This is a genomic window from Stenotrophomonas ginsengisoli (assembly GCF_001431485.1).
GTDB classification, from domain to species: Bacteria; Pseudomonadota; Gammaproteobacteria; order Xanthomonadales; family Xanthomonadaceae; genus Stenotrophomonas; species Stenotrophomonas ginsengisoli.
Genome location: NZ_LDJM01000017.1, coordinates 50,708 through 67,225, shown reverse-complemented (window position 1 = coordinate 67,225; position 16,518 = coordinate 50,708). Strand labels below are relative to the sequence as shown.

Genomic DNA, 16,518 nt, shown 5'->3' with positions numbered 1-16,518 from the left:
GAGTTCGAATCTCTCCGGGCGCACCAACTCAAACAACCCTCACGGGTTACCATGCGCCCGTAGCTCAGCTGGATAGAGTACCTGGCTACGAACCAGGCGGTCGGGAGTTCGAATCTCTCCGGGCGCACCAGCTTTAAAAAACCACGACTTGTTCGTGGTTTTTTTATGCCCGACTTCCGGGCAACAACAAGCTGCCGGCACAGCGCCACCCCATCGATATCCCCGCACCCCATGCAGGTGATAGGCCCCGCCCCAGCCAGGCCGCACAGACCCACCCGACATACGGCGCAGCCCCAGAACTGCCCAATACGCACCACACCTTGCTTGCACGCCTGTCGACGCCGATCACCACACCATCCGCGCCCGCGCCACAATCCGGCGCCACGCATCGCACAGACCGACGGGATATCCCCAACCACCGACCCAGACGCAGCATCCACCTGCATGCCGACACCACACAAGCCAATTCACACCAATCCAAGCCCCAGGATGAGGGCGCCCATCAACTGCTGCACTCATGACCAGCTACCAGCGGCACCAGCATGCAATCAGCCGAAGCCACACAACCACAACCACAACCACAACCAGCCGCCCGGCATGCACCCACCGACGCAGCGACATGCAGACAGGCCGCAATCACCTCAATCGCCCGCAACTGCCAAAAAACGCACATACAAAAACACCCGCTTGCGCGGGCGTTTTGTATTGGCGGAGTGAGAGGGATTCGAACCCTCGATAGAGCTTTTAACCCTATACTCCCTTAGCAGGGGAGCCCCTTCAGCCACTCGGGCATCACTCCAATTTCTGGATCAGGCTGTGCCGAAACAGTGAGTAAATATTACCTGCAACGACGTGATCCGTAAAGCCTTTTTTACATATTTTCTTCGTTGCCAGCAGCCGGCTCGTCGCCACGCTGGATACGCTGGTAAATCTCTTCGCGATGCACGGCAACGTCCTTCGGCGCAGTGATGCCGATGCGGACCTGATTGCCCTTGACGCCGAGCACGGTCACGCTGACCGCATCACCGATCATCAGGGTTTCGCCTACGCGGCGGGTGAGGATCAACATGTTTCAAATCTCCAAGGTACCGACGGACAACTTCCGCCGGCAGTGCGCCCGACCAAGCGGGCGCCTTTCCCTACGGGAAGAAAGACAGCAAATCTTAACGGTTGCCGTCCCGCCTCTTCAAGGTGCCATAAGTTGCGTGGTTCAGCCCAGCTGGCTTTCCACCCAACCCGGCACAGCCGCCAGGGCAGAAATCAGGGCAGCACCATCATCACCACCGCCCTGCGCCATGTCCGGGCGACCGCCGCCCTTGCCGTTAATCTGCCCGGCCACGTGTGAAATCAATGCACCGGCCTTGGCCTTGCCCAGTGCGGCACCGGCCACACCGGCCACCAGCGCGGCCTTGCCATCACTGACACCGGCCAGCAGGATCACCGCATCACCCAGCTGCTGCTTCAGACGATCCATCGCATCGCGCAGGGCCTTGGCATCAAAACCTTCCAAACGTGCAGCCAGCACCTTGATCCCGGCCACCTCCACCGCCTGGCTGCCCAGGTCAGCGGTGGCACCGGCAGCGGCCTTGGCCTTGAGCTGCTCCAGTTCGCGCTCCAGCTGCTTGCCACGGGCCACCAGGCCGCGCACCTTCTCCACCAGCTCGGCCGACTGACCACCGACCAGGCCGGCCACTTCGGCCAGGCGGGCCTCTTCGGCCGCGATCACGTCCAGCGCGCCCTGGCCAGTAACGGCCTCGATACGGCGCACGCCAGCAGACACACCGCCTTCGCTGGTGATCTTGAACAGGCCGATATCACCGGTACGGCTGACATGGGTGCCACCACACAGCTCGGTGGAGTACTCACCCATCTTCAGCACGCGCACGTTCTCGCCGTACTTCTCGCCAAACAGGGCCATGGCGCCGAAATCCAGCGCTTCCTGCATGCCCATGTGGTGCACTTCGGCCGCATTGTTGGCACGCACCTGCTCGTTGACCTTGCGTTCGATCACGGCCAGTTCCTCGGCACTGATCGACTGGAAGTGCGAGAAGTCAAAACGCAGGCGGTCCGGCGCCACCAGCGAGCCCTTCTGCTGCACATGGGTGCCCAGCACTTCACGCAGGGCGGCATGCAGCAGGTGGGTCGCCGAATGGTTGAGGATGGTGGCGCCGCGACGGGCACTGTCGATGGCCCCGCTCAGGCTGTCACCTACGGCCAGGCTGCCCGAAGCCAGGGTGCCGACATGGCCGTGGAACTGGCCGGCAAACTTCTGGGTGTCCTCAACGCCGAACTGCACGCCGGCAGCAGCGAGCTCGCCGGTATCACCGACCTGGCCACCGGATTCGGCGTAGAACGGGGTCGCGGCGGTGAACACGATGGCGGCATCGCCCGCGGCGATGGACGACACCGGACGGCCGTCCTTGAGGATGGCCACCACGCGCAGGTCCTGCGCGCTGTGTGCGTCATAGCCCAGGAACTGGGTCGGCTGCAGCTGGGCCACCAGCTCGGCCGGCAGGGTCACCCCGCCACCGAACTTGCCGGCGGCGCGGGCCATTTCACGCTGGCCTTCCATTGCGGCCTCGAAGCCATCCATGTCCACCGACAGGCCACGCTCACGCGCGATGTCGGCGGTCAGGTCCACCGGAAAGCCATAGGTGTCATACAGGCGGAAGGCATCCACACCGGCGATCACGCTGACACCGTCCAGACGGGCAACGATCTCGTCGAAGATCTTCATGCCGGCATCCAGGGTTTCGGCAAAGCGCTCTTCTTCGGCCTGCAGGGCCTTCTCGACCATGGTCTGGGCAGCAGCCAGCTCCGGATAGGCCTCACCCATCAGGGCGACCAGGGTCGGCACCAGCTTGTGGAAGAAGCCACCACGCACGCCCAGCATCCAGCCGTGGCGCAGGGCGCGACGGATGATGCGGCGCAGGACATAACCGCGACCTTCGTTGGACGGCAGCACGCCATCGACAATCAGGAACGAGCAGGCGCGGATGTGGTCGGCAATCACGCGCAGCGACTTGTTTTCCAGATCGCTGGTGCCGGTGAGCTCGGCGGCCTTGCCGATCAGGGTCTGGAACAGGTCGATTTCATAGTTGGTGTGCACGTGCTGCAGGATCGCGGCCAGGCGCTCCAGGCCCATGCCGGTATCCACGCACGGAGCCGGCAGCGGCTGCAGGGTGCCGTCGGGCTGACGGTCAAACTGCATGAACACGTTGTTCCAGATTTCGATATAACGGTCGCCATCTTCGTCCGGCGAGCCCGGAGGGCCACCGGCGATGTGGGCACCGTGGTCATAGAAGATCTCGGTGCACGGGCCGCACGGGCCGGTGTCGGCCATCTGCCAGAAGTTGTCCGAGGCGTACGGTGCACCCTTGTTGTCGCCGATGCGCACGATGCGCTCGGGCGGCAGGCCGATCATCTTGTTCCACAGATCGAAGGACTCGTCATCGGTGTGGTACACGGTGACCAGCAGACGCTCCGGGTCCAGGCCCCAGACCTGGGTCAGCAGCTCCCACGACCAGGCAATGGCTTCCTTCTTGAAGTAATCGCCGAAGGACCAGTTGCCCAGCATTTCAAAGAAGGTGTGGTGGCGGGCGGTATAGCCCACCGAATCCAGGTCGTTGTGCTTGCCGCCGGCACGCAGGCAGCGCTGGACGTCGGCAGCGCGCACATAGCTGCGCTTTTCCGCGCCAAGGAACACATCCTTGAACTGGACCATGCCCGAGTTGGTGAACAACAGGGTCGGATCGTTGCCCGGCACCAGCGGCGCCGACGGCACGATGGTGTGGCCCTTGGACTGGAAGAAATTGAGGAAGTCGCTGCGGATCTGCGCGGTCGAGATTTTGGTTGTGTTGTTCATGTTGGCTGGCGATGTGGCCGGCTAGGCACGACCAGCGATGCATCACCGGCCACGCGTGAGGGAATTTTCAGCCCTTAAGGGTATCAGGCCTGATCGTCCCAGTCCTGCCCCGTGCCGCGCAGCACCTGCCCCACCAGATCGCCGCCGAAGCCGCGCCGGGCCAGCAGGTCGGCGGCCTTGCGCCGCCGTGTCGGATCGTCCAGCCCACCGGCAAAGCGCCGGCGCACCAGATCACGGGCATTGTCGGCCCAGTCGCCGTCGTAATCATCCATGGCCTGGCGCACCAGCTCCTCGGGCAGGCGGTGCATGCCCAGCTCGGCGCGGATATGCAACGGCCCATAACCGGCAGCGGCCCGGTTGCGGACCAGGCTGTGGGCGAAGCGCTCTTCATCCTGCCAGCCGGCCTGGGCGAGCTTGTCCACGGCGGCCTCGGCGTCTTCACGCTCGATTCCGCGTGCAGTCAACTTGCGCGTCAGCTCGTTGCGCGAATGCTCGCGCCGCACCAGCAGGCCCAAGGCGCGCTGGATCGGGGTCTGTTCGACCCGGCGACCACGCCGCTTGGGTGTCGGCGGATCCTGTTCATCAAACACATCGCACTCCTGCCCTGCCGCTGCGCGGCAGGCAACAATGCAACCACCGGGCCGCAGGCGTCACTGACAACACCTGCGGCCCGGCAGCCACAAAGACTTACTCTTCGTCGCCTTCCTCGCGGTTGGCTTCGGCCGGCTGGAACTTCTCGCGCAGCTGCGCTTCCAGGCGGGCGGCCAGTTCGGTGTGCTCGCGCAGGTAGCCACGGGCATTGTCCTTGCCCTGGCCGATGCGCTCGTCACCGACGCTGTACCAGGCACCGGCCTTCTCAACCAGCTTGGCGTCCACGCCCATCTCGATCAGCTCGCCCTCACGCGAGATGCCTTCGCCGTAGAGGATTTCGGTGACCACCTGCTTGAACGGCGGAGCCAGCTTGTTCTTGATGACCTTGATGCGGGTCTGGTTGCCGATGATTTCATCGCCACGCTTGATCGAGCCGATGCGGCGGATATCCAGACGCACCGAGGCATAGAACTTCAGCGCGTTGCCGCCGGTGGTGGTTTCCGGGCTCTGGCCCGGCATCATCACGCCGATCTTCATGCGCAGCTGGTTGATGAAGATCACCAGGGTATTGGAGCGCTTGATGTTGCCGGTCAGCTTGCGCAGGGCCTGGCTCATCAGGCGGGCCTGCAGGCCCGGCAGCTGATCGCCCATCTCGCCTTCGATTTCCGCCTTCGGGGTCAGTGCGGCCACCGAGTCGATGACCACGATGTCCACCGAGCCGGAGCGCACCAGCATGTCGGCAATTTCCAGCGCCTGCTCACCGGTATCGGGCTGGGACAGCAGCAGCTCGTCCACATTGACGCCCAGCTTGGCCGCATAGATCGGGTCCAGCGCATGCTCGGCATCGATGAAGGCGGCGGTGCCACCAAGCTTCTGGCATTCGGCAATGGCCTGCAGGGTCAGGGTGGTCTTGCCCGAGGATTCCGGGCCATAGATTTCCACCACGCGGCCCTTGGGCAGGCCGCCGATGCCCAGGGCAATGTCCAGCATCAGCGAGCCGGTGGGAACCACTTCCACCTGCTCCACCACGCGGTCGCCCATGCGCATCACCGAGCCCTTGCCGAACTGCTTTTCGATCTGGCCCAGGGCGGCGGCCAGCGCGCGCTTCTTGTTCTCGTCCATCGTGGTGTTCCTTGAAGTTTGTCAGTGAGTTTGTTGCTTCCCGGCCAGTGTAGGCAGCGTCCATCGCACAGGCTGAGACGCTGGCGGCCGGTTTTACTGTGATTGTCGCCTGCCCGGCCGGCCAGCAGCCAACCGGGCAGATGAACGTGGGATTTGCCGGCTTGTGTCTGCCGGAATTTCAGCGATTGGGCCGCAGCAGCCCGCAATACAGGCCCTCGATGGCGAAATCCTGGTCAGGCAGGACTTCAATCGGTGCGTAGTCGGGATTGCGCGGCAGCAGGCGGATGCGGTCCTTGCCCATCTTCAGCAGTTTGACGGTGATCTCCTCGTCGATACGGGCCACCACGATCTGCCCGGAGCGGGCATCACGGGTACGGTGCACACCGATCAGGTCGCCATCGAAGATGCCTTCATCGATCATCGAATCGCCCTGCACCTTGAGCAGGTAATCCGGCGCCGGCGAGAAGAACACCTTGTCCAGCACCACATAGTCATCGCTGGGCAGGTCCGCCCCGATCGGCAGCCCGGCGGCGACCCGGCCCAGGATCGGCAGGCGCAGCACGCTGTCATCGTTGGCCGCGGCCAGCGGCACATCTGCCGCAGCGGCCACCGGGGCCAGCACGCGGATACCGCGCATCTTGCCCGGCAGGCGCTCGATCGCCCCGGCCTGCTCCAGCGCCTCCAGGTGGTACTGCGCGGCCCGCACGCTCTTGAAACCGAAAGCGCGGGCGATCTCCGTCTGCGAGGGCGGCAGCCCGTCAGCGGCAATGGTGTCGGCGATCAGAGCCAGGATCGCCTGCTGGGTATCGGTCAGGTCCATGGTTAGTAGTATTACTACTAATTGCAGTGTACGCAACAGGCCAGATGCGGCAAAGCCTCAATGTCGGGCCGAACGCCAGATCGAGGCCACGATCCACACCGCGCACAGCGCAGCACCAATGAAACCAGCCACGCCAAGGGCCAGCAGCCAGGGGCTGGAATGGGCACCCACCGAATGCATCACGATCGACGAGCCCACCACCAGCGCGGCCGTGATCACGCCAACCACCAAGCGGTTGGCGGCACGCTGCACCTGCTCGCCAAATCGGTCCATGGCCCGGGTTTCGATGCGCAGCTGCAGGCGTCCACGACGGGTGGCCTGCAGGATCTGGCGGGCATCGCGCGGGAAGCTGGTGCCCAGATCCCACCAGCTGTCGGCATGCTCGCTGCCGCGTTGCCACAGCGCCTGCGGGCGGTAACGGCGGGCAATCGCACGCTGCAGGAACGGCGTGGCCGCCGTGGTCATGTCAAAGTCCGGATCGAGCTGGCGCCCTACCCCGTCCAGGGTCAGGAAGGTCTTGACCATCAGGGCCAGGTCCGGTGGCAGGGTCAGCCCGTATTGACGCAGCAGGGCCGTCACCTCGCCCAGCATCGCCCCCACCCGCAGGTCCTTCAGGGCCACCCCGCGGTAGGTATCCACCAGCACCGCGATGTCCTGCATCAGCGCCGCCTCGTCCACTTCCAGGCCGCCGGCCCAGTCCAGCAGCACTTCGCTGACCTGGGCCGGGCGCTGCTGGGCCAGGCCGTGCAGCAACATGGCCACCTCGCCACGGCGCTGCTCGCTGAGCCGGCCGACCATGCCGAAATCGATCAACGCAATACGCCCGTCGCGCAGGAAGAACAGGTTGCCCGGGTGCGGATCGGCATGGAAGAAACCATCCTCCAGCACCATCTTCAGCACGATGCGCGCGCCCTGCAGCGCCAGCTGGTGCCGGTCCAGGCCCACCGCGTCGATACCGGCCGCGTCATTGCCGGCAATGCCGTCGATGAACTCCTGCACCGCCACCGACGAGCGCGTCCACTGCCAGTACACCTGCGGGATATGCAGCTGGCCGCTGCCGGCGAAATTGCGGGCAATGCGCTCGGCACTGCGGCACTCGGCCACGAAATCCAGCTCACGCCGCAGCGAGCGGCCAAACTGGGTGACCACCTCGGGCAAGTGGAAACGGGCCAGGTCCGGCGCCCGTGCATCCACAATATCGGCCAGCCGTGCCAACAGGCGCAGGTCGGCCTCCACCACCTCGCCAATGCCGGGACGACGCAACTTGAGCACCACCGCGGTGCCATCGTGCAGCCAGGCGCGATGGGCCTGGGCCAGCGAACCGGCGGCCATCGGCACCGGCTCGACGCGGGCAAACGCCTCGCTCAACGGCACGCCCAGCGCCACGGTCAGCGGGCCTTCGACCTCGGCCCAGGGCAGCGCCGGCACATCGCTTTGCAGGCGCGAGAATTCGGCAATCCATTCCGGTGGGAACAGGTCCACGCGGGTGGCCAGCACCTGGCCCAGCTTGATGAAGGTCGGCCCCAGTGCTTCCAGCGCCAGACGTACACGCTGGGCACTGGACAGGCGCGCATGCTGTTCGCTGCGGCGCAGGTGCAGCAGCTTGCCGGCACGCTCGAGCACATCGGCCAGGCCGATGCGACGGACCAGGTCGCCAAAGCCGTACTTGACCAGCACCGCGGCAATTTCCTGCAGCCGGCCCAGGTCGCGCACGGTGCCCAGGGTGTCCCACATCGCCATCGTCCGGCCTCCTTCAGCACATCGCCTGCAGGCCGCTCATCGCCGCGGCCACGGTCTGCCGACGCACCGCCTCACGGTCACCGTCAAACTGGAACAGCTGGGCCCGGGCATAGCCACCACGCTGTTTCCAGCCGATCCAGACCGTGCCCACCGGCTTGTCCTCGCTGCCACCGCCGGGCCCGGCAATGCCGGTCACCGCCACCGCGATACTGGCGCCGGAACGGGCCAGCGCACCGCTGACCATCTCCAGCACCGTTTCCCGGCTCACCGCCCCGTGTTCTTCCAGGGTCTGCGCACGCACGCCGAGCAGGGCCTGCTTGGCCTCGTAGCTGTACACCACCATGCCGCAGTCAAACCAGGCCGAACTGCCGGCGACATCGGTCATCAGCTTGGCTATCCAGCCACCACTGCAGCTTTCGGCCGTGACCAGGCTCAGCCGCAATGCCTGCAGCTGCTGCCCCAATGCCAGTGCCTGCGCCTGCAGCGCCGCGTCATCGATTCCCACCAGGCTTGTCATCGGCCCTGTCCCTCTGCTGAGCTGCTCCTCTTGTAACGCAAAAGCCGGCGCACTGTCTTGTGCGCCGGCCCAGCGTAGCGCCTCACCGCATCGCGATCAGTGCATCAGGTGCAGAGCACAATCCAGCCATGTCGCACACAGACGTAGCCATCGACCGGGCAGCCACAGGCAAACTTGCAGATGCCCGGCCGCCATGTGTCCGCGCGTAGCTGCTCACCACGCTGACGGCATGAGCAATGCCGTGCGATGGGTGCAGATGCCAAGCTGCGCCACCGAGATCACCACCGTCTGCTGGACAGCGCTGCCATGCACAGCTCATTGCCGGGACACAAAAAAGCCGGTACCCGCGGTACCGGCTTGATCAACACACTGGCAGCCTGGCCCGGCTCACCACTCCGGCGGCGGCACCGGAATCAAGGGTTTGATCGGCCCGCCATCGGCACTGCCGGCCAGTTTTTCGGCCTCGCTGCGCGGCAGGTCCACCTCCAGCAGCCAGCCCTCGTCGGTGTACTGCTCACTGCGGATGGCCTCCAGCGCATGCAGGCGCGCGTACAGACGCCCGGCCGAGGGCGGCAGGCTGACCTGGCCGCGGATGCGGGTAAAGCCCAGGCGGTTGCCCAGTACATCGGTGAGCAGGCTCATGCCCAGCCCATCGCGTGCCGACACCCACACCCGCTCACGCCGGGACGGGTCCGGAATGCCATCCGGAGCATCGTGACGCGGCTGTGCGCCGTCGATGCGGTCAATCTTGTTGTAGACCAGCAGCTGCGGCAGTTCACCGGCACCGACCTCGGCCAGCACCTCGTCGACCTGGGCGATGCGCTCCTCGCGATGCGGATCGGCCGCATCCACCACATGCAGCAGCAGGTCGGCCTCGCGGGCCTCGCTCAGGGTCGAGCGGAACGCGGCCACCAGCTCGTGCGGCAGGTCGCGCACAAAGCCCACTGTATCGGCCAGCACCACGTTGCCGCCGGGGATGCCGATCCGGCGCACGGTCGGGTCCAGGGTGGCAAACAGCTGGTCGGCCGCATACGCCTCGGCGCCGGCCAGGGCATTGAACAGGGTCGACTTGCCGGCATTGGTATAGCCGACCAGGGCCACGCGCGGCATTTCACTGCGCACGCGGGCGCGGCGCATCTGGGTGCGCTGCACCTCCACCTTCTCCAGCTTCTTCTGCAGCTGTTCCACCCGCTTCTGCAGCAGGCGGCGGTCGGTTTCCAGCTGGGTTTCACCCGGGCCGCGCAGGCCGATGGAACCACCGCGCTGGCGCTCCAGGTGGGTCCAGCCACGGATCAAGCGGGTGGCGATGTGGCGCAGCTGGGCCAGCTCGACCTGCAGCTTGCCCTCATGGCTGTGCGCACGCTGGGCGAAGATGTCCAGGATCAGCCCGGTACGGTCGATCACCCGGCGACCGAGGATCTTTTCCAGGTTGCGCTCCTGGCCCGGGCTCAGGGTGTGGTTGACCAGCACCAGGTCCGCGCCGGTGGCTTCGGCCGCGGCCTGGATTTCCTCCAGCTTGCCGGTGCCCACCAGGATGGCCGGATTGGGCCGGTCAATGCGCGCGGTCACCGTGGCTGCAATCGTGGCCCCGGCCGAGCGCGCCAGGTCGGTGAACTCTTCCAGCACATCTTCTTCCAGCTTGCCGAAATGGGGCTGGATCAACAACGCGTGTTCGCCGCGTTTGGAACGATCAAACACGCTTGTCTACCTGTGCAGGGTTACGGCTGGGCATCGACATCGCCGGCGTCTTCGCCGTCGGCCGACTGCACGTAGCCACCACTGGGCCCGACGCGCACATTGCGCGCCGGCACCACGGTGGAAATGGCGTGCTTGTAGACCATCTGGCTGACCGTATTGCGCAGCAGGACCACGAACTGGTCAAACGATTCGATCGTGCCCTGCAGCTTGATGCCGTTGACCAGGTACACCGACACCGGCACGCGTTCGCGGCGCAGGGCGTTGAGGAAAGGGTCCTGAAGCGACTGTCCCTTGGACATGATGTCTCCCGATTATTGTTCTTATTGGAAAGGGCCTGCCGTCGGCCGTGCCGGCGGCAGTACAACCGGCACAATCTTACACGCCCGGGGTGAGCACTGCCTTGCCGGCCGCCCCCAGGAACTGGGCCACGGCCTGGCGCAGCGGCCCGGACTGGGTAGCCGGATCAAACCAGCGTGCGTCCAGCTCGCCGCGCAGCCAGGTGATCTGGCGCTTGGCCAGCTGCCGGGTGGCCGCGATGCCCCGCTCGCGCAGGCCGGCCAGGTCGAATTCGCCATCCAGGTGCTGCCAGGCCTGGCGATAGCCGACCGCGCGGATGGCCGGCAGCTCCAGTGGCGCCGGATGTGTCGCCAGTTGCGGCAGGCTGCGCAGGGCACGCACCTCGTCCAGCAGGCCACCGGCCAGCATCAGGTCAAAGCGGCGGGCGATGCGCTCGTGCAGCACTGCACGCTCGGCCGGGGCCAGCACCAGCTTGAGCATGCGTACCGGCAAGCGCCCCACCGGCGGCTGCGCCTGCCAGTAGCTGATCGGCTTGCCGCTCAGGCGGTAGACCTCCAACGCGCGCTGGGTACGCTGCGGATCGGTGGCATGGATGCGGGCGGCGGCCACAGGATCAATGCTGGCCAGCTCGGCATGCAGGGCGGCCAGGCCACGTTCGGCCATTTCGCGGGCCAGCTGCTCGCGCATGAGCGGATCGGCCGCCGGCATCGGCGAGAGCCCCTGCAGCAGCGACTGGAAATACAGGCCGGTACCGCCGGCCAGGATCGGCAGCTTGCCCCGGGCCAGGATGTCATCGATGACGGCGCGTGCATCGGCGGCAAAATCTGCCGCCGAATACGCATCCCACGCATCACGCACATCCAGCAGGTGGTGCACCACCCCGTCACGCTCGGCCAGGTCCGGCTTGGCCGCACCGATATCCAGCCCACGGTAGACCAGGGCCGAATCGACGCTGACGATTTCACCATCCAGGGCCTTGGCCAGCGCAATGGCGGTGGCGGTCTTGCCCGAGGCGGTCGGGCCCATCAGGGCGATGCCCGATGGACGGGCATCTGCTCCCATCACAACTCCAGACTGCAATCAGTAACCGTGCTGGCGCAGCTCGTCGTGTACCGCCTTGTGGGTGGCCACGACTGCCGGCGCCGGCGCCTTGCCCAGCAGCGAGACCACAACGATGGCCACGGTGCAGGCGATGAAGCCGGGCACGATCTCATACAGGGCACTGCCAGTGTACTTCCACAGCACCACGGTCAGGGCACCGGCGAGGATGCCGGCCACTGCGCCGTTGCGGGTCATCCGCTCCCAGAACAGGGCCAGCATCACCACCGGGCCGAAGGCGGCACCGAAGCCGGCCCAGGCATAGCTGACCAGGCCGAGCACGCGGCTGTCCGGATCACGCGCAATGAAGATGGCCAGCAGGGCCACCGCCCCGACCATGCCCCGCCCCACCCAGACCAGCTCGCGCTGGCTGGCCTTGGGGCGCAGGAAGCCGCGGTAGAAGTCTTCGGTCAACGCCGAGGAACACACCAGCAACTGGCACGACAGGGTGCTCATCACCGCGGCCAGGATGGCCGAAAGCAGCACACCGGCAATCCACGGGTTGAACAGGTCACCGGCCAGGGCCATGAATACACGCTCCGGGTTGGCATTGACCGGGCCGGCCAGTTCCGGGTGCTGGGCGTAGTAAGCGATGCCGAACATGCCCACGGCGATCGCGCCGCCCAGGCAGGCGATCATCCAGACCATGCCGATACGGCGTGCGGCCGGGATCGTCTTGATGCTGTCGGCGGCCATGAAGCGGGCCAGGATGTGCGGCTGGCCGACATAACCCAGGCCCCATGCCAGGGCCGAGATCACCGCCACCATGCCGCCAGCACCGACCCAGGACAGACGCTGCGGGTCGACCTGCTCGATGGCCAGGGTGGCTGCATCCAGGCCACCGGCGCCGATGGCGACCATCACCGGGGTCAGCACCAGGGCAAAGATCATCAGGGTGGCCTGGACCGTGTCGGTCCAGCTCACCGCCAGGAAGCCGCCAATCAGGGTATAGGCGATCGTGGCCACCGCCCCCATCCACAGCGCGGTGCTGTAATCGATGCCGAAGACCTGTTCGAACAGGCGCGCGCCGGCCACCACACCCGAGGCGCAGTACACGGCGAAGAACACCAGGATCACCAGCGCCGAGAGCACCCGCAGCACCCGCGCCTTGTCGTCAAAACGATGGGTGAAGAAGTCCGGCAGGGTCAGCGCGTTGTTGGTGCGCTCGGTGTACACGCGCAGCGGGCCGGCGATCAGGCGCCAGTTCAGGTACTGGCCGATGCACAGACCGATGGCAATCCAGGCCTCGGCCAGGCCGGTGGCATACAGCGCACCGGGCAGGCCCATCAGCAGCCAGCCACTCATGTCCGAGGCACCGGCACTCAGTGCGGTCACTACCGGGCCGAGCGAGCGCCCGCCGAGGATGTAGTCGTCAAAACTCCTGGTCTGCCACCACGCCCACAAACCAATGACAATCATCACCAGCAGGTAGGCCAGAAACGTTACGAGCAGCGGGGTACTGACAGTCATGAGCACGCGTTCGGAAACCAGGACAATGACTGCACGCTAAACAATCACTGACAAGCCAGCAACAGCGCGCACTCAAAATTCATCGGGCCACGCCGGCTTTGCCGAATCCGGCACAGACGTGCGAGGAGCGGCGGCGGCGATGCGCTCCCACACGCGCAACCCGTCCACGGTGGCGGCAACATCATGCACACGCACGATCGCCGCGCCGTTCTGCACGGCCACCAGATGCGCCGCCAGTGAACCATGGACCCGTTCGGCCGCCTGCCCGCGCCCGGTGGCCTCACCGATGCAGCGCTTGCGTGACAGCCCGGCCAGCAGCGGCAGGCCAAGCCCACGCAGGGCGCACTGCCCGGCCAGCAGCTGGAAGTTCTGCACGCTGTCCTTGTTGAAGCCGTAGCCCGGGTCGAGCACCAGGCGCTGCCGGTCGATCCCGGAGAACTCGCATGCCAGCACCCGCTGGGCCAGGAAACCATGCACCTGCTCGACCACATCGGCATAGTCGGCCGGTTGCCCGGCGTCGTACGGGCCGCCGACCGCGTGCATCAGCACCACCGCCACCTCGCTGCCGGCCACCACCTCCAGCGCACCGGGCTGCTGCAGGGCCTGGATGTCATTGATCATGTGCGCCCCGGCGGCAATGGCCGCGGCCATCACCTCCGGCTTGAAGGTATCCACACTGACCACCGCATCACTGCTGGCCGCCAGCTGCTGGATCACCGGCACGACGCGGGCAATCTCATCGTCCGCACTGACCGCACTGGCACCGGGCCGGGTGGACTCTCCCCCCACATCAATGATGCTCGCCCCTTCGGCGAGCATCTGCCGGGCATGGGCCAAGGCAGCCTCCAGACCGTCGTACTGGCCACCATCGGAGAACGAATCCGGAGTCAGGTTGAGCACGCCCATCACCTGCGGCCGGTCCAGATACAGCTGACGACTGCCGCAGCGCAGGCTGGCGCGGGTATCAAACATCAGGACTCATCCCCGCGCTTGCGACGGCGCACCGCGATCCAGGTGTGCAACACACTGAGCACCACACCAGCGACCACGCCGACGAAGATGCCGGTCAGGTAATCATCATTCTTCAGGCCGTACATGACCCCGAAAATGGTACCGATGACCATCTCGGCAGTGTGATTGATCGGGGTCGGCGGCGTCGGCGTGGACATGGGGCAATACTCGGCATGGCAGAAATCAATGCCGGCATTGTCGCCCAGGCGGCGGCCGGCTGCACCCGCGCAGCCTGGCAAGGGACGGCCCGCACCAAACGGCATGCATGAAAAAGGGCCGGCAATGCCGGCCCTTTTCCACATCATCACTTCTTCAGTGCTGCCCGGCGGGTTGCTCAGCCACCGGCGTCGGTGCCGGATCCGGCGCACCGTCACTGACAGCCTCACCGGCCTGCGGGCCACCGTCATCGCTCTTGCCGCTGTCATTGGGCTTGACCCAGCCGGCCGGCGGAGCCGGCTCACGGCCTTCCATCAGTGCCTTGACCTGCTCGGCATCGATGGTTTCCCAGTCCATCAGCGCGGCGGTCATGGCTTCGACCACGCTGCGCTTCTCGTCCAGGATCTTGTAGGCAACCGCGTACTGCTCATCGAGGATGCGACGGATCTCGGCATCCACCTTCTGCTGGGTCGCTTCGGAGATGGTGCGGCTGGCAATGCCGTAGCCACCTTCCTCATCGGCGTACACCATGGTGCCCAGCACATCGCTCATACCGTACTTGGTGACCATCGCACGGGCCATCTTGGTGGCGCGTTCGAAGTCGTTGGAAGCACCGGTGGACACCTGGCCGACAAAGATCTCCTCGGCGATGCGGCCACCGAACAGGATCGCCAGCTCCTCGAGCATGCGGTCCTTGTACTTGCTGAAGGAGTCGTGCTCGGGCAGCTGCCAGGTCAAGCCCAGAGCCCAGCCACGCGGCATGATGGTGACCTTGTGCACCGGGTCGGCCTTGGGCAGGGACATCGCCACCACCGCATGGCCGGATTCATGGTAGGCCGTGGCCTTGCGCTCTTCCTCGCGCATGACCATCGAGCGGCGCTCCGGACCCATGTAGATCTTGTCCTTGGCGTCCTCGAAGTCCTTCATGTCGACTTCGCTCTTGCCACGACGGGCGGCAAACAGCGCGGCCTCATTGACCAGATTGGCCAGGTCGGCACCGGAGAAGCCCGGGGTACCGCGTGCCAGCACTTCCACCCGCACGTCATCGGCGGCCGGAATCTTGCGCATGTGGACCTTGAGGATCTGCTCGCGACCCTTGATGTCGGGCAGGCTGACCATCACCTGGCGGTCGAAACGGCCCGGGCGCAGCAGGGCCTTGTCCAGCACATCCGGACGGTTGGTGGCAGCGATCACGATCACGCCCTCCCCGCCTTCGAAGCCGTCCATTTCCACCAGCATCTGGTTCAGGGTCTGCTCGCGTTCGTCATTGCCACCGCCGGTACCGGAACCGCGGTGACGGCCGACGGCATCGATTTCATCGATGAAGATGATGCACGGGGCGTGCTTCTTGGCCTGCTCGAACATGTCGCGCACACGGCTGGCACCGACACCGACGAACATTTCCACGAAGTCCGAACCGGAGATCGAGAAGAAAGGCACCTTGGCCTCGCCGGCAATCGCCTTGGCCAGCAGGGTCTTGCCGGTACCCGGCGGGCCCACCATCAATACGCCGCGCGGAATCTTGCCGCCCAGCTTGGTGAAGCGGGACGGGTCACGCAGGAACTCGACCAGCTCGCCGACTTCCTCCTTGGCCTCGTCGCAACCGGCAACGTCGGCAAAGGTGACCTTGACCTGATCCTCGCTCTGCAGCTTGGCGCGTGACTTGCCGAAGGACATGGCGCCCTTGCCGGCCCCGCCACCGCCCTGCATCTGACGCATCATGAAGATCCAGAAGCCGATCAACAGCAGCACCGGCAGGAAGTTGAGCACCAGCGACCAGAAGCCCGGGCCAGCGGCCGGCTCCTGCACGATGTCCACCTTCTTGGCGCGCAGCACGTTGATCAGATCACGATCGAACGGCGCATTGACCGTGGTGCGGGTGGCACCACTGCGCGAGGTGTAGCTGATTTCACGCGCGTCACCACTGATGGTGACCTGCTGCACGTTGCCGGCATCGACCTCGTCCAGGAACTGCGAATAGGTCGGCATCGACGCACCGGCGCCACCGGCACGCGGCGAAAAACTCTGGAACACCACCATCAGGACGACGGCGACGACCACCCACAACAGCAAATTTCTGGTCACGTCGTTCATCCTCATTGGCTCCGGTTTCCCTTCAAATCGTGACGCTGG

14 protein-coding genes and 2 tRNA genes are annotated in these 16,518 nt (G+C 65.6%); 1 reads left to right on the top strand and 15 read right to left on the bottom strand.

Features of this window, described 5'->3' with window-relative positions; genetic code table 11:
• Positions 1 to 53 precede the first annotated feature (53 nt).
• A tRNA-Arg gene (locus tag ABB30_RS07210) sits at positions 54 to 130 on the top strand.
• A 576-nt stretch (positions 131 to 706) separates the two neighbouring features.
• Here the strand turns inward: ABB30_RS07210 and ABB30_RS07205 are convergent.
• From ABB30_RS07205 to ftsH, 15 genes are all read right to left on the bottom strand, one after another.
• Positions 707 to 799 (bottom strand) — tRNA-Ser (locus tag ABB30_RS07205).
• Positions 800 to 871: 72 nt separating this feature from the next.
• Positions 872 to 1,069 (bottom strand): carbon storage regulator CsrA, encoded by a 198-nt coding sequence (gene csrA / locus ABB30_RS07200; protein ID WP_057637628.1) that lies wholly within the window; start codon positions 1,067 to 1,069, stop codon positions 872 to 874.
• A 141-nt stretch (positions 1,070 to 1,210) separates the two neighbouring features.
• Positions 1,211 to 3,865 (bottom strand): alanine--tRNA ligase, encoded by a 2,655-nt coding sequence (gene alaS, locus ABB30_RS07195; RefSeq protein ID WP_057637627.1) that lies wholly within the window; start codon positions 3,863 to 3,865, stop codon positions 1,211 to 1,213.
• 83 nt (positions 3,866 to 3,948) lie between these two features.
• The gene (gene recX, locus ABB30_RS07190) at positions 3,949 to 4,455 is read right to left on the bottom strand and encodes a recombination regulator RecX (RefSeq protein WP_057637626.1); all 507 of its coding nucleotides are present in this window, start codon (positions 4,453 to 4,455) and stop codon (positions 3,949 to 3,951) included.
• A 97-nt stretch (positions 4,456 to 4,552) separates the two neighbouring features.
• Positions 4,553 to 5,578: a recombinase RecA gene (gene recA, locus ABB30_RS07185; protein ID WP_057637625.1), complete on the bottom strand. Its 1,026-nt coding sequence runs from the start codon at positions 5,576 to 5,578 to the stop codon at positions 4,553 to 4,555.
• A 178-nt stretch (positions 5,579 to 5,756) separates the two neighbouring features.
• Positions 5,757 to 6,398, bottom strand: coding sequence for a transcriptional repressor LexA (gene lexA, locus ABB30_RS07180; RefSeq protein WP_057637624.1), 642 nt, complete (start codon positions 6,396 to 6,398; stop codon positions 5,757 to 5,759).
• Between the two features lie 57 nt (positions 6,399 to 6,455).
• Positions 6,456 to 8,132 (bottom strand): ABC1 kinase family protein, encoded by a 1,677-nt coding sequence (locus tag ABB30_RS07175; protein WP_057637623.1) that lies wholly within the window; start codon positions 8,130 to 8,132, stop codon positions 6,456 to 6,458.
• 19 nt (positions 8,133 to 8,151) lie between these two features.
• Positions 8,152 to 8,643, bottom strand: coding sequence for a CinA family protein (locus tag ABB30_RS07170; protein ID WP_245626447.1), 492 nt, complete (start codon positions 8,641 to 8,643; stop codon positions 8,152 to 8,154).
• A 399-nt stretch (positions 8,644 to 9,042) separates the two neighbouring features.
• A complete protein-coding gene (gene hflX / locus ABB30_RS07165) occupies positions 9,043 to 10,353 on the bottom strand; it encodes a ribosome rescue GTPase HflX (RefSeq protein WP_057637621.1) in 1,311 nt (436 codons plus the stop codon).
• 20 nt (positions 10,354 to 10,373) lie between these two features.
• Positions 10,374 to 10,652: an RNA chaperone Hfq gene (gene hfq, locus ABB30_RS07160; protein WP_057637620.1), complete on the bottom strand. Its 279-nt coding sequence runs from the start codon at positions 10,650 to 10,652 to the stop codon at positions 10,374 to 10,376.
• 76 nt (positions 10,653 to 10,728) lie between these two features.
• A complete protein-coding gene (miaA, locus tag ABB30_RS07155; protein ID WP_057637619.1) occupies positions 10,729 to 11,712 on the bottom strand; it encodes a tRNA (adenosine(37)-N6)-dimethylallyltransferase MiaA in 984 nt (327 codons plus the stop codon).
• Positions 11,713 to 11,730: 18 nt separating this feature from the next.
• On the bottom strand, positions 11,731 to 13,218 hold the full coding sequence (gene putP, locus ABB30_RS07150; protein WP_057637618.1) for a sodium/proline symporter PutP: 1,488 nt from the start codon (positions 13,216 to 13,218) through the stop codon (positions 11,731 to 11,733).
• 72 nt (positions 13,219 to 13,290) lie between these two features.
• Positions 13,291 to 14,190, bottom strand: coding sequence for a dihydropteroate synthase (gene folP, locus ABB30_RS07145; protein WP_057637617.1), 900 nt, complete (start codon positions 14,188 to 14,190; stop codon positions 13,291 to 13,293).
• Complete coding sequence (locus tag ABB30_RS16770) at positions 14,190 to 14,537, bottom strand: hypothetical protein (protein ID WP_245626446.1); 348 nt, start codon at positions 14,535 to 14,537, stop codon at positions 14,190 to 14,192. The genes folP and ABB30_RS16770 overlap by 1 nt, the downstream gene beginning before the upstream one ends.
• 4 nt (positions 14,538 to 14,541) lie before the next feature.
• A complete protein-coding gene (ftsH, locus tag ABB30_RS07135; RefSeq protein ID WP_057637616.1) occupies positions 14,542 to 16,479 on the bottom strand; it encodes an ATP-dependent zinc metalloprotease FtsH in 1,938 nt (645 codons plus the stop codon).
• Between the last annotated feature and the right edge of the window lie 39 nt (positions 16,480 to 16,518).